Annotated in this window: 13 protein-coding genes; 6 read left to right on the top strand and 7 right to left on the bottom strand. The window is 63.7% G+C overall.

Translation table 11 applies throughout. From position 1 onward, the window contains the following. The first annotated feature begins 198 nt into the window (after positions 1-198). A complete protein-coding gene (gene eccE, locus AAFP29_RS20270; protein ID WP_419219202.1) occupies positions 199-1,938 on the top strand; it encodes a type VII secretion protein EccE in 1,740 nt (579 codons plus the stop codon). Here eccE and manA read toward each other — a convergent pair. Genes manA through AAFP29_RS20285 form a run of 3 tightly spaced genes read right to left on the bottom strand, consistent with a single transcriptional unit; the run spans position 1,853 to position 4,680 of the window. Further along, on the bottom strand, positions 1,853-3,115 hold the full coding sequence (gene manA, locus AAFP29_RS20275; protein WP_419219203.1) for a mannose-6-phosphate isomerase, class I: 1,263 nt from the start codon (positions 3,113-3,115) through the stop codon (positions 1,853-1,855). The genes eccE and manA overlap by 86 nt on opposite strands. Then, positions 3,112-4,200: a hypothetical protein gene (locus tag AAFP29_RS20280; RefSeq protein ID WP_419219204.1), complete on the bottom strand. Its 1,089-nt coding sequence runs from the start codon at positions 4,198-4,200 to the stop codon at positions 3,112-3,114. The genes manA and AAFP29_RS20280 overlap by 4 nt, the downstream gene beginning before the upstream one ends. A 30-nt stretch (positions 4,201-4,230) precedes the next feature. Then, positions 4,231-4,680, bottom strand: coding sequence for a DUF3499 domain-containing protein (locus AAFP29_RS20285; protein WP_419219205.1), 450 nt, complete (start codon positions 4,678-4,680; stop codon positions 4,231-4,233). Between the two features lie 100 nt (positions 4,681-4,780). Between AAFP29_RS20285 and AAFP29_RS20290 the strand changes: the two genes are divergently transcribed. Further along, positions 4,781-5,293: a metallopeptidase family protein gene (locus AAFP29_RS20290; RefSeq protein WP_419219206.1), complete on the top strand. Its 513-nt coding sequence runs from the start codon at positions 4,781-4,783 to the stop codon at positions 5,291-5,293. A 75-nt stretch (positions 5,294-5,368) separates the two neighbouring features. Here AAFP29_RS20290 and AAFP29_RS20295 read toward each other — a convergent pair whose 3' ends face one another. After that, positions 5,369-5,632: a WhiB family transcriptional regulator gene (locus AAFP29_RS20295; RefSeq protein WP_419219421.1), complete on the bottom strand. Its 264-nt coding sequence runs from the start codon at positions 5,630-5,632 to the stop codon at positions 5,369-5,371. 495 nt (positions 5,633-6,127) lie between these two features. Between AAFP29_RS20295 and cofD the strand changes: the two genes are divergently transcribed. The 3 genes from cofD to AAFP29_RS20310 are packed head-to-tail and all read left to right on the top strand — an operon-like array spanning position 6,128 to position 9,101. After that, positions 6,128-7,144, top strand: coding sequence for a 2-phospho-L-lactate transferase (cofD, locus tag AAFP29_RS20300; RefSeq protein WP_419219207.1), 1,017 nt, complete (start codon positions 6,128-6,130; stop codon positions 7,142-7,144). Next, positions 7,141-8,505 carry a coenzyme F420-0:L-glutamate ligase gene (locus AAFP29_RS20305; protein ID WP_419219208.1) on the top strand — a complete coding sequence of 455 codons (1,365 nt, stop codon included), beginning with the start codon at positions 7,141-7,143 and terminating at the stop codon, positions 8,503-8,505. The genes cofD and AAFP29_RS20305 overlap by 4 nt, the downstream gene beginning before the upstream one ends. Continuing rightward, the gene (locus AAFP29_RS20310) at positions 8,502-9,101 is read left to right on the top strand and encodes an NUDIX hydrolase (RefSeq protein WP_419219209.1); all 600 of its coding nucleotides are present in this window, start codon (positions 8,502-8,504) and stop codon (positions 9,099-9,101) included. The genes AAFP29_RS20305 and AAFP29_RS20310 overlap by 4 nt, the downstream gene beginning before the upstream one ends. Positions 9,102-9,222: 121 nt before the next feature. Here the strand turns inward: AAFP29_RS20310 and AAFP29_RS20315 are convergent, their stop codons facing one another. Both AAFP29_RS20315 and glgC read right to left on the bottom strand, forming a co-directional pair. Continuing rightward, entirely contained in the window at positions 9,223-9,684 is a 462-nt protein-coding gene (locus tag AAFP29_RS20315) for a hypothetical protein (protein ID WP_419219210.1), read from the bottom strand. Further along, positions 9,668-10,885 (bottom strand): glucose-1-phosphate adenylyltransferase, encoded by a 1,218-nt coding sequence (gene glgC / locus AAFP29_RS20320; RefSeq protein WP_419219212.1) that lies wholly within the window; start codon positions 10,883-10,885, stop codon positions 9,668-9,670. Before glgC ends, AAFP29_RS20315 begins: the two co-directional genes overlap by 17 nt. Before the next feature lie 131 nt (positions 10,886-11,016). Between glgC and glgA the strand changes: the two genes are divergently transcribed. Further along, positions 11,017-12,252: a glycogen synthase gene (glgA, locus tag AAFP29_RS20325; RefSeq protein ID WP_419219214.1), complete on the top strand. Its 1,236-nt coding sequence runs from the start codon at positions 11,017-11,019 to the stop codon at positions 12,250-12,252. On the opposite strand, the gene AAFP29_RS20330 is transcribed toward glgA, so the two are convergent. Beyond that, entirely contained in the window at positions 12,215-13,063 is an 849-nt protein-coding gene (locus AAFP29_RS20330) for a methyltransferase domain-containing protein (RefSeq protein ID WP_419219216.1), read from the bottom strand. The two genes, glgA and AAFP29_RS20330, sit on opposite strands and share 38 nt — an antisense overlap. Positions 13,064-13,065: the final 2 nt, after the last annotated feature.

A 13,065-nucleotide genomic window follows, 5' to 3' on the forward strand; every position in this document is an offset into this window, starting at 1 on the left:
CCCTGAAGACTCCACATCGTTCCCCGTCGGCGATATGCCCATTCCGGCATATCCATCCTCGACGTGGATTACCGTAAGCCACGTCGCCGCCCGGTGCCGGACTTTTGACAAGGTCCGGGTGATCGCCGCGATGGGGACACGGGGCGGCAAGGGGGCCACTAAATGGAAGTATCTATCCGATCCTCGCGGTGTGCCGCGATGACTAACTGGGCACTCGCGATCGAAGCGATCGCCGCGATCGGGCTGCTGTTGTGGAGCGCGATCGGCGATGCTCGAGGTGGCTACGCATTGCTCGGAGCCTTGACAGTCGGCTTGTTAGCGAGCCTGCGCCCGATCCGCAGTCGATTCACGAATCGTTGGCGCCAAACACAATTCGCGCTGCGCCGGGCTCGACGCGATCCGCGCGACGTGCTCTCCCCCGCTTTCGACATTCCCTTTCCAGATACCTCTCGGCGGGCCGGTGGCATCACCCCCCAGCTAGGCGCCCGGTGGATCGGCGACACACTGATCACGATGCTGGGTGTCCACGATCCCGAGCCGGGGCTTACGCACATCACTCGCGACGGCGTCGTCGCCGGCCGCTCCGGACAGACGCTGACGATGTCTGTTCTCACCAACTGTCTCAACACTTTTGATATCCCCGTCGACTCGGTGGATCTCATCAGCCACGGTCGACGAACCGCTGGGCCCGGCCATATCGCGAGGGTTTACGACGCCACGCTCGGCCCCCTGCCCGCCGTCGCCGATCGCGTCACCTTCCTCGTTATCCGACTACGCCCGGCGGATTTCGCTGCCGCCATCGCGCGCCGGGGCGGCGGATCGCTCGGTGCGCTTCGTGCCGCGGTTGTCACCACCCGACGGATCGCCGCAGCACTACAGAATGCCGGGATTGCATCCTCGATACTGACCGCACGTCAAATCACCGATGCGACAGTATTTCTCACCGACGGAATCCCCCTGGCAGACATACGTGAGACATGGTCGCAGCTGACCCACGGCGCCACCCGCACCCGCACCTTCGCGATCACTCCCGGCGATCTGCCCGTGATCGCCACCTCGTCCGGGTGGTCACACGGTGCACTGTCGACAACGCTGAGTCTGCGCCTTCGCCCTGGCGTGCAACCTGACTCATGTGCGGGTCTGCTGCGGATAACTGAAAGTCCGTCGTCGAATCACATTCTGAGCAGAGATATCTCAGGGCTTCGACCACTGCACGGCCATCAGTTCGAAGCCCTATGTGAGACGCTGCCCGTCGGCAGGTCCACCTGGCTGGACCGCGGCCTGGCATGGGCGCCGCTCGCTCACCTCCACCCGCTGCCGCTGGGTGGTTGCGGCCAGCTCCTGGGAGCCGACTGCGCCGGCCGCGGCGTCGCGGTAATGCTGACCGCGGTCGACTCTGTCGTGGCAGTCGGTCGACAAGAGTGGGTATGGCAGCTGGTCGCGCGCGCTGTTGCGACCGGCGTAAGCACGTCCATCGTCACCCGCCGTCGTGCCTATTGGGAGCCGTTAATCGCGACCGTGGCCGATCACAACGCGCTATCCTTCGGTGATCACCCGAGGCGATCACCGGTGCAGCTGCAGATAATCGACGACAATCGTTGGGTGCCAGCGCAATCCACCGATGGCAACGCGTGCGAGACCAGTACCCGACTCCATATCTTCGATCACATCGCCCAGGCGACACGCTCGGCGCATGACGCCGGAATCCAGTTGATCCAAGACGTCGAAGCGCCAGGCTACCTCGATCTCGAAGTAGGCGGACGCCGACATCGGGTTTCACTCGTGACAACTCCAGACGAATGGCGGGTGCTCGGCGTCCTGGCCGCCGCGCAGACGATGCCGGCGGATTCTTCTAGTTTGCCGGTCGACCAGAAAGTGGCGCAACGGGAACCAATGCCCGAAAGAACGTCGCCTTTGCTGCTGCGGCCCGCACGATAACGTCCGGATCATTATCGGCGATCCAAATAGCCTGTCCCGCATGAACAGTCGTAGTCCCGCCGGTCATCGACCGCACTTCAATCGTTCCGCGTAGCACCGCGAGTATCTGGGGGCCTGGCATGTCGAATGAGATTGATGACGCGTGCCGCAGGCCGGTGCCGTCCAGTTCCACTCTCGACAAACGGAACTCGCGAGCTTCGGTCAGATAGATACGTTCGGCGTTAATAGTTCGGATCCGCGGCGCCAGATCTTCCGGTGTCACCGGACTGAAGTCCAGAACGCGCAACAGTTCGGGCACGTCGATATGTTTTGGGGTTAGACCGCCGCGCAGCACATTATCGGAATTTGCCATGATTTCCACGCCGGTACCCTGCAGATATGCGTGCAGATTTCCGGCCGAAAGAAAAAGCGCCTCACCGGGTTTGAGATGGATCCGATTGAGCAACAACGCCGCCAGGACTCCCGGATCGCGGGAATAGGACTCCCCAAGTTCGAGCAATGTTTGCAACTCGGCGCGGAATCGAGTCTCTCCGTGCGCCAACAGGGCGACTGCGGCGTCGAGTACCGCTGGGACCAGCGTGGCGATCACCGCCTCGGGCAGGGTGATCCAGGTGGTGAACAGGGCACGCAAGCCATTCGAGTCGGGTTGCCCGGCGAGCATGCCCAGGTACGAATCAAGTTCGGCAACTTGCAACTCGCGCAAGAGATCTACGGTCTGCGCGGGATCCCGGAAGCCGGCCAGCGCATCGAATTCGGTGATCGCGACGATCACCTCGGGCTTATGCCACCCGTCGCGGTAGTTGCGCTCCGGCGCATCCGGCGCGAGCCCCTGCGCGTTCTCTCGGGCGAATCCCTCGGCGGCCTGCTCCGCGCTCGGATGAGCCTGCAACGACAGGGGTTCATCGGCGGCAAGGACCTTCAGCAAAAACGGCAGTCGCGGGCCGAATTCGGCCACCGCACCAGACCCAAGGGCTTCGGTTGGGTGTGCGTCAATTTCGGCCAGCAACGTCGAGGGCTCGCCGCCGCCGTCGACACATGACGACGGTCCGGCCGGATGCGCGCCGAACCACAGTTCGGCCTCCGGATGTGGCGATGGCGTGGGTAAACCGCGAATGGATGCGATCGCTGTCCGGGACCCCCAGGCGTACGGACGGACCACACCTTCGAGCAGTCTCATGCCCGTCCAGCTCCCAACAGTCGTAGATATACCGCTGCCATCTCGGTTCGCAGTGTCACCACAAGGTAGCCCATCGTCTCGTCGCGCCCGGCCACCGCAGTGCTCCCCGAATCTCCAGTGTCGAGGGTATCGACGAGGATATCGGCGGCCAAGTCGCCGACTCGTTGCCGGGTCTGCCAGTGCCGGCCGGCCGAACTGATCACGAGCAGTTGCGGCGGGCGACCGACCGGATCGTCGAACTGCGGATCGTAGAAGATCGAATCGGCTCCGGATTCGGTACTATCCGATCGCACCAGGACCGCACTCAGCGCAGCGGTGAGAGTAAGAGCTGCTCCCGGTATCGCTGCGATGGTTGCGAAGATGACACTGGCCCGACGGGCCACGACATCGGTCGGAGCGTCATCACCGGCCCAAATGGTCTCGCGCCCTTGGACTTTCGACGCCAATAGCTTCGCCTGGTTACGGAACCCTTCCCGATCGGGATGATTGGCTGCTGCCTCGGCGTCGAGTGCGGCCGCCAAGTCGTCGAAGTCGATGACCGCCCCGGTGGTTCGCACCTGGATAAGCGCGGCGCACACGGCGAGTAATCCGGCCACCAACCCACAGAACCGGAATTCCGCGGCAACGTGTATCCGAGGTGACAGATCGATGACTCGTCCGGCCACCGCATCGCGCAGGGGTCCTTCCAACGGAACGAGGCTGACCACTTCGGCTCGACGCCGCGCGCCCCGCGCACCCGCGTCGATGAGCGCGGGGTCGCCCGCGTCGTCACCGGCCAGCACCACGACGTCGAGCGGGCCGATCCAGCCTGGCATCGTCGGAATAACAACAATCGGAACGTCGACGCGCGCGCCCATCGCCGCGACCACGAAACTCACCGCATCGGCGCCGACGGTGGACGCGCCGGTAACGATGACCAGACTCCGCGGACGCAGATCAGCGAGGGCATCGAGTACACCTTCACGGCGGGCCTCGGCGATTGCCCGAACCTGGGCGCCAGCGAGTGCCACGACTTGTAATAGTCCGTCCCGGTCGGCGGACAATAATTCCTCGACGTCGTCGAGGTCAGCGGTGTCAGAGCGCATACGTCTCAGCGTATCGACTCAACCACCGATCTAGTCGACGGGATCGGGAAGTACCCGTAGATGTCCGCGACGACCCGGACGCGGCTTGACCGGCGCACGGTGGCGCCCACCTTCAGCGGGTGCCATCCGGTCGAAGCGAGCATTGGCACTCGATGATGCGGAACGATGCAGCGGTAAGTCATCGAGGCCATCGAGCGGCACACTGCCCACTGCCTTACCGGATTCGCGAACTGCCTCCGCCAACGCGGTCAATTCCAGATCTTCGGGTGGTGCGCTGAAAGTGCGTTCGCTACGTAACATTTCCCAGCCACGCGGCACCGTTATGGTTTCCGCGTGCTCAACACACAAGTCCCACGCATGCGGCTCCGGATTGGTGGACAAGGGCCCGATCACCGCGGTCGACTCGGCGTAGACAAAGGTCAGTGTCGCCACGGCGGCACGCGAGCAGCCCGGGCGGCGGCACTGACGAGGAGAACTCACTCGTAGAGGTTATCCCGTACAACCCCGATGACAGTCGCTGACACACCGTCGAACGGGCGAACCTCACCGATTTACCCGAGTGGATCTAGACTCCATATCCATGTCCAGCCGACGCAGTTCCCGCGCACAACCCCTCGCGCGGCCGTCGGCCCGGCAAACGCCGAGACGGCGACGTGACCGGCGCGGCCGGGGGCTCAGGAGCCCTCTGTTACCCCAACAGGTGCCAGCCTGGCGATCGCGAGCCGACGTATTCGACGCGGTCGCCTTGGAAGCTTTCGCCGATATAGATATCCGCTGGCGAGAGCGCCTGACGGGCCTCGACGTGGCAGTTGACGACATCCCGCGCATGCTTCCCCGCGACACCGAACGTGTCGAATGGCCCGAAGAAGTCACCGCGGACGGAAATGTGCCGCTGGCACGCCTCATCCACGCGGGAATCGACATCCAAGGCAGCCCAACGCGGGCACACATCATCCTGTTTCGGCGCCCTCTGGAGAGCCGCGCGAAACGTGGCGACGACTTACTCGACCTGGTCCACGAAGTTCTTGTGCAACAGATCGCAACCTATCTGGGCGTCGACGAGGAAACTGTCGACCGAGGTCCCGAGGAATGATCCTGTTGGGATCGTCGAACAGCGTCGCCTGGCACGACGAACCTTGAAACTGAGCCGGCCGGGGCCGACGTGGTTCTAGATAATGCCGCGCTTGAGCCGACGACGCTCCCGCTCGGAGAGTCCGCCCCAGATGCCGAAGCGCTCATCGTTATGCAACGCGAACTCAAGGCATTCCGGTTTGACCTCACACCCTTGGCAGATGCGTTTAGCCTCGCGGGTTGATCCGCCCTTCTCAGGGAAGAATGCTTCTGGGTCTGTCTGCGCACACAACGCGCGCTCTTGCCACTGCTCCTCGACCGCATCAAACAGTTGATCAAAGTCGTTGGGTACCAACGACAAATGCTTACGAGCCCCCGCCGCGTCCACGCCCGGGTCGGCGGGATGAAGCGGAGTGTTGAACTCATGGGTATTGCAGTGCGGTTCAAGGGCATTGCCGATGCGGTTTTCAAAAGCCATCGCCGGCGCCTCCTTGGAAGTATCGTTTTCGTCAATCACTGGTCACTTCTGACGCCCATCCGGGGGCATTTTCTCGCACTAGTACAACTTCTCCACTCGCACGCTAGCGTCTGGGTGTAAACCCAACATCCGATACTTCGAACAAATTGTCGAATATGTTGTTAGACAGCGAAGTCTCACACAACATTCTCGATATCGAAAACCGGAATGACACTGTTGTTATTAGATACTCGTAAGGGTACCCAGGTCAAGCCAAAGTGGAAAATTTGCTTTATACCACCGACTTTCGGTAAAAACCGGGCTCGACACGTACCTGAGGTCAGGTGGCGACGGAGCGGGCAGCGCCGCCACGAACGACCCACACTACAGTGAACCCTCGTGAAGGTGACTGTGCTCGTCGGCGGCGTTGGTGGGGCTCGATTCCTGCTCGGAGTTCGAGAACTACTCGGCGTAACGCCATTCCCCCCGACCGACTCCGACCATCAAGCAGCGGCCCATGAAATCACGGCAATCGTAAATGTCGGCGACGATGCGTGGATGCACGGCGTACGCATCTGCCCGGACCTCGACACCTGTATGTACACACTCGGTGGCGGCATCGACACCGAGCGCGCATGGGGACGCCAGAACGAGACATGGCATGCGAAAGAAGAACTCGCGGCCTATGGCGCCGACCCAGATTGGTTCGGATTGGGCGACCGCGACTTGGCGACCCATTTGATCCGCACCCAGATGCTTGAGGCCGGCTATCGGCTCGCCGATGTGACCGCAGCCCTATCCAAGCGGTGGCAACCCGGCGTCCGACTCCTGCCCGCCACCGAGGACCGTCACGAAACGCATGTCGTGGTGTCCAAGCCGGGCGGCCAGGACGGTGAGCGGGTGGCCATCCACTTCCAGGAATGGTGGGTCCGACATCGTGCGGCGATCCCAACTTTCGGCTTCGCCCAGGTGGGGTCGGAAGCAAAACCCGGGCCCGGCGTGGTCGATGCCATCGCCGATGCCGATCTGGTGCTCTTCGCGCCGAGTAATCCAGTCGTGTCGATCGGTGCGATCATGAGCGTGCCGGGACTACGTGCGGCCCTGCGTAATACAACCGCACCGGTGGTCGGCATCTCCCCGGTCATCGATAACAAACCCCTGCGGGGCATGGCCGATGAATGCCTGACCGTGATCGGGGTGGAAACCACGGCGCAGGCGATCGCCGAACACTACGGAGCGCGCAGCGGCAATGGACTCATCGACGGCTGGCTGATCGCCGACGGCGACTCCGCGCAGGTCGACGGGATCGCCATCGGTACCGCACCGCTGCTGATGACCGATCCGGTGACCACGGCGAAAATGGTTGTCGCAGCGGCAGAACTCGTCGGCGTCACAATGCCGGAGGCGGACCGGTGACCGGTGACAAGGCAGCGGCCATCTCCGATCATCGCGCGAGCGGCGAACTGCGAATCCTGCCGGTGACCGGACTGGGCGAATTCGGACCGGGTTCACATGTCGCGGCCGAGATCGCCGCGGCGGCCCCCTGGCTCGCCGATGGCGACGTCGTGGTGATCACCAGCAAGATCTTCTCCAAGACGGAGGGGCGAATGGTGTCAGCGCCGACCGATCCCGACGAGCGAGATGCCTTGCGTCGCAAGCTTGTCGAACAAGAGTCCGTCCGGGTGTTGGCGCGCAAGAACCGCACGCTGATCACCGAGAACGCATACGGACTCGTCCAAGCGGCAGCAGGCGTCGACGGATCGAATGTGCCGTCGGACCAATTGGCTCTGCTGCCAGTCGATCCCGACGCCAGCGCGGCCCGCACCCGTAGCGCGTTGCGGCAGGAGCACGGAGTCGACGTGGCCGTCGTCGTGACGGACACCATGGGTCGCGCCTGGCGCAACGGTCAGACAGACGTCGCCATCGGCGCATCGGGTATCGCGGTAAGCCATCCGTACGAAGGCGGCGTCGACGACTACGGAAATCCGTTGATAGTCACCGACATCGCGGTGGCCGACGAGATCGCCGCGGCAGCCGATCTCGTGAAAGGGAAGCTCGCCGGCGTGCCGGTCGCGGTGATTCGCGGCCTGAAGCCCCGCGACGACGGTTCGACCGCGCGGGCGCTGGTCCGGTCCGGCGAGGAGGATCTGTTCCGGCTGGGGACCGATGAGGCACTCCTACAGGGCCGGGGCGAAGCGCTACTGACTCGCCGTTCAGTGCGTCGGTTCGTCGAAGGCAATGTCGACGAGGAAGTGATGAACGCCGCTTTCGCCGATGCCTTGACCGCTCCCGCCCCGCACCACACACACCCGGTCCGCTTCGTGTGGGTCCGTGACGGTAAACGGCGGCGCGCGATGCTTGACGCGATGACGCAGACCTGGCGCGCCGATCTTACCGACGACGCGAAGACACCAGAATCCATCGAGAAGCGTCTGCGCCGCGGTCAGATCCTTTATGACGCACCCGAACTCGTCGTTCCGTGCCTGGTTCCCGATGGCGCGCACGACTACCCGGACGAGCGGCGTCGGGCGGCCGAACACACAATGTTCACCGTCGCGGCGGGCGCTGCGGTGCAGGGACTGCTCGTCGCCCTGTCGGTACGCGGCGTCGGCAGCTGCTGGGTCGGGTCGACAATCTTCGCGCCGGCTGCGGTGCGGTCGACGCTCGCGCTCGATGCCGACTGGGAACCTTTGGGGGCCATAGCGATCGGCTATCCCGACGACGCGCTGACACCGCGTCCGCCCGCGCCGATCGATGAGTGGGTAGTGCGCCGGTGACTGACTCGTCGGGCCGGGTATTGGCGCGCTCCGCCGTCGAATTGCTGTCGGAGTGGACCACTGGGGACATCGGGCAGGACTCGCTTCGACACACCTATCTCGCATTTCTTGCCGCGAATCCCGATGCCTGCCTTCGTCGTTCGGCGTCGGGACACTTGACGGCGTCGGCGCTTGTCCTGGACGATCGCGGCACGCACACGTTGCTGACGTTGCATCCGCGGATCGGGCGGTGGGTGCAGTTGGGCGGACATATGGAACCCGAGGATCCGTCGGTCGACGCGGCGGCATTACGCGAGGCGACCGAGGAGTCGGGATTGCCGGGACTGCGGCTAGCCCGATCGCCGAGCGGCCGGCCGTCGATCGCGCGGCTGCACACCCATCCGATCACCTGCTCGCTCGGTGTTCCCACCCGCCATCTCGACGTGCAGTTCTGTGCTGTAACACAACGGGATTCGTCGGGCGAGCTGCCTGAGCCCACGCGCAGCGACGAATCGGTCGACCTGGCGTGGTGGCCGGTCGACGACCTGCCAACCGATGCCGACGACATAACCCTGACGCCGCTTATCGCGGCCGGGTTGGCTCTGGTGAACGGGTAGCAGACGTCGGGGCGCAGATTCCTGTCCGGCTGAAGTCTGCCGAGTCAACGTCGGCTAGGGAACAGTTCCCTTGCACAACCTCGCCGCGCAGATTCCAGTCTCCGGCCCGCCCGACGTCGCGTCAGACCCCGGTCGACTTGGTCACCGAGAACGTCGTGCATCCCTCGCCGCTGATTGTGCCACTCATCTGCGTCGACGACACTTTGTCCGCCTGTGCGTTGACCATCACGTAGTTGCGCGGGGCAACGATCCATTCCGTTGCGGTAAAAGCGATTCCGCCGACCTGGTCGTCGGCCGCCGTCATCGCGAAACTACCGCTCGACGCCGTATCGGTGCCGCCGGGGCCAAAGGTGAAGACCGCTCGGTTGGTCCCGTTATCAGCGGCCGCTTCGACGGTGAGGGTCAGTTTCGTTGATCCCTGCGCGCAGGTGTAACTGCCGGTCCACGATCCGACGACCGTGCTGACGAGTGTGCCTGGCACCCGATGTGCGGTGCCCTCGGTCGTACACGCCGACGTTGACCACAGCGCCGCGAACACCCCCAGAGCCACCCCCAGCCGGGTCGCGCTACTCGATCCGAACACCCTTACCCACCGTCACGATGCCACCCGGGCTAACTGCATAGTGCTGACGATCATGTTCGAGATTCACTCCTAGCTGGGCTCCGTCTGCGATCACCACATTCTTGTCCAGGATCGCGTTGCGCACGACGGCTCCCGCGCCGATTCGCACACCCGGCATAAGCACACTTCCCTGTACTACTGCCCCGTCGCCGACGGTGATATTGGAGCTCAGAACGGAGTTACTCACCGTCGCCGCGGACACGATCGACCCCGCTCCGACGACAGAGTCCTGCGCGAGTCCGCCGCGCACGAACTTCGCCGGCGGCAAGTTATGTGTCTCGCCGCGAATCGGCCACCGACGGTTGTAGAGGTTGAAGACGGGATGGATTGACACCAAATCCATATGCGCGTCGTAGAACGCGTCAAGGGTCCCGACGTCCCGCCAGTATCCTTTGTCGCGTTCGGTCGCTCCCGGCACTTCGTTGTCCTTGAAGTCGTAGACATTCGCCTCTCCGCGCGCGACGAAGGCGGGAATGATGTCGCCGCCCATATCGTGGTCGGAGTCCGGATCGGCGGCATCTGCCCTGATAGCGTCGATAAGTGCTTCGGTGGTGAAGACGTAATTCCCCATCGACGCGAAGGTGGCGTCGGGATCATCCGGAGTGCCGGGCGGGTCACTCGGCTTCTCCAGAAATTGGGTGATGCGGCCGCTGTCGTCGGCGTCGATGCAGCCGAATGCGAATGCCTCCGACCTTGGTACCCGAATCCCGGCGACGGTCACCCCGGCACCGGAGGCGATATGCGCATTGACCATTTGTGAGGGGTCCATGCGGTAAACGTGATCGGCGCCGAATACGACGATGTACTCCGGCTCCTCGTCGTAGACGAGGTTCAGCGATTGGAGGATCGCGTCGGCACTGCCTGTGTACCAGCGCGGCCCGAGGCGTTGCTGCGCCGGGACCGAAGTGATGTATTCACCGTGGAAACCAGACGACCACCATGTCTGCGAGATATGTCGGTCGAGTGAATGAGACTTGTACTGGGTGAGCACGCAGATCCGCTCGTAACCCGCGTTCACCAGGTTGGAAAGTACGAAGTCGATGAGTCGATACGCACCCCCAAACGGCACAGCCGGTTTGGCGCGATCGGCGGTCAGCGGGTAGAGCCGCTTGCCTTCGCCACCGGCCAGGACGATTCCGAGCACATTCGGTCCAGAACTCACTCGTTCAACTTATCCGTACACCGTCCTACCGGCCACCGCGCGGCCGAAACTGCCCGAGTATTTCTCGTACCACCGACACGGTCCGGCCAACTGTCGCGCGCATCGCGATGCGGAGAGATAGCGTCGTAGGCATGACTTTCCCCGCCGGCCGCTCCCCGAAAGTCGCTGTGCTCACTCGCGAATACCCGCCGGAGGTCTATGGCGGTGCTGGAGTTCACGTCACTGAGCTCGTTCGCAACCTCCGCAGCCTCACCGAGGTGGACGTACACGCGATGGGCGTCCCGCGCGACACCGCTTTCACCTATCAGCCCGACGCGGCACTGACCGACGCCAACACCGCGATCGCGACTCTCTCAGCAGACTTGCGTATGACCTCCGCGCTCGCCGACGCCGATCTGGTGCATTCGCATACCTGGTACACCGGGCTGGCCGGACATCTGTCGAGCCTGCTCTATTCGATCCCGCATGTGGTGACCGCACATTCACTGGAACCTTCCCGCCCGTGGAAAGCCGAGCAGCTTGGTGGCGGCTATCAGGTCTCGAGCTGGTCCGAACGCAATGCGATGGAGTACGCCGCGGCGGTGATCGCGGTCAGCGCAGGAATGCGCGACGAGGTATGCGCCACTTATCCGCGGATCGCGCCGGAGCGAGTTCATGTGGTGCGCAACGGTATTGATACCTCACGCTGGTTTCGCGTTGACGACCCGTTCACTCCCGGGTCGGTATTGTCCACCCACCGCGTTGACCCGACACGACCGATCGTCGCGTTCGTAGGACGAATCACCCGACAGAAGGGTGTCGCACACCTGGTTCGGGCCGCGGCCCGATTCGCCCCCGAGATCCAACTCGTGCTCTGCGCCGGCGCGCCGGATACGGTGGAACTGGAAGCCGAGGTGACAGCGGAGGTAGCGAAACTCGACGCGCTGCGATCGGGCGTCTTCTGGATCCAGGAGATGCTTCCAGGCGCCAGCATTCGTGAAATACTTAGTGCGGCAACAGTATTCGTATGCCCATCGGTCTACGAGCCGTTGGGCATCGTCAACCTTGAAGCGATGGCCTGTGGCACCGCTGTCGTCGCCTCAGCAGTGGGCGGCATCCCCGAAGTCGTCGACGACGGAGTGACCGGGACGCTCGTGCCGTACCACCCCGCCGACCCCACCGGCTTCGAATACGCCTTCGCCGACGCGGTCAATGCGGTGGTGGCGGCGCCAGCGGTAGCCGCGACGATGGGTGAACGCGGACGGATCCGGGCACGCGACGAGTTCTCCTGGGAGAGGATCGCCGAACAGACTCTCGCAGTCTATCGATCTGTACTTGACGCCTACCCGGTCACACCGGACGTAGGACCGTCAGGCGCACGGCGATAGTCACCGATACCCCGGCCGATCCGGCGAATGCGGTTGCACGAGAGGTAATTTCGTCGACCGATCTGTGAAATGCGCTGGGGCCCATAGCAACCAAGTCGACAACCTGTGCGGATGACACTTGGGGCCGATAGCCGACGACCTCCGACGAGACCGCGACGAAGCGACCCTGAGTCGCCGCCAACAACCCGTCGTATTTATCCTCGCCGACACGCAACATGCCCATCGGCTCAATCAATTCGCCAAGATGGTTCGCCTCCGGCGCCGCGACCACGAGGTGCCCGTCGCCGCGCAGCACACGCGCGAAATCCGCAACGTTACGTGGCGCGAAAACCGACAACACCGTGCGCACCGATGAATCGGCCACTGGCAATCGGGACCAAGCATCGGCCACAACGCCGGCCAATCGCGGATGCGCGCGGGCCGTCGAACGTGTACAGGCTTTGGACAGATCGATTCCGATACCCGCCGACATCGGCAGCCGGTCCAGACATGTCGCGACGTATTGCCCGGTCCCCGACCCAACGTCGAGTACCGCCGGCCCCTGTTCGTCAGTGGCACCGCCGACCGTTACCTCGGCGACCGTGTCCGCGATACGCGCTCTGAGCCGCGCGAACGGGCCGTCGTCGCTCAGGACTCTTGTACGCGCCGCGACCATTTCAGTGGTATCGGATGCCAGTCCGCGGTGCGCCCCGGACAGCAGTGAGACATATCCCTGCCGCGCGACGTCGAAGCGATGACCAATCCCACAACCCAACACACCCGGAGCAGCATCGCCGCGAAGGGCCACGACACTTAGTTCCCCCGTACACACCG

The sequence above is a fragment of the Gordonia sp. CPCC 205333 genome (genome assembly GCF_048537885.1).
Taxonomy (GTDB): domain Bacteria; phylum Actinomycetota; class Actinomycetes; order Mycobacteriales; family Mycobacteriaceae; genus Gordonia.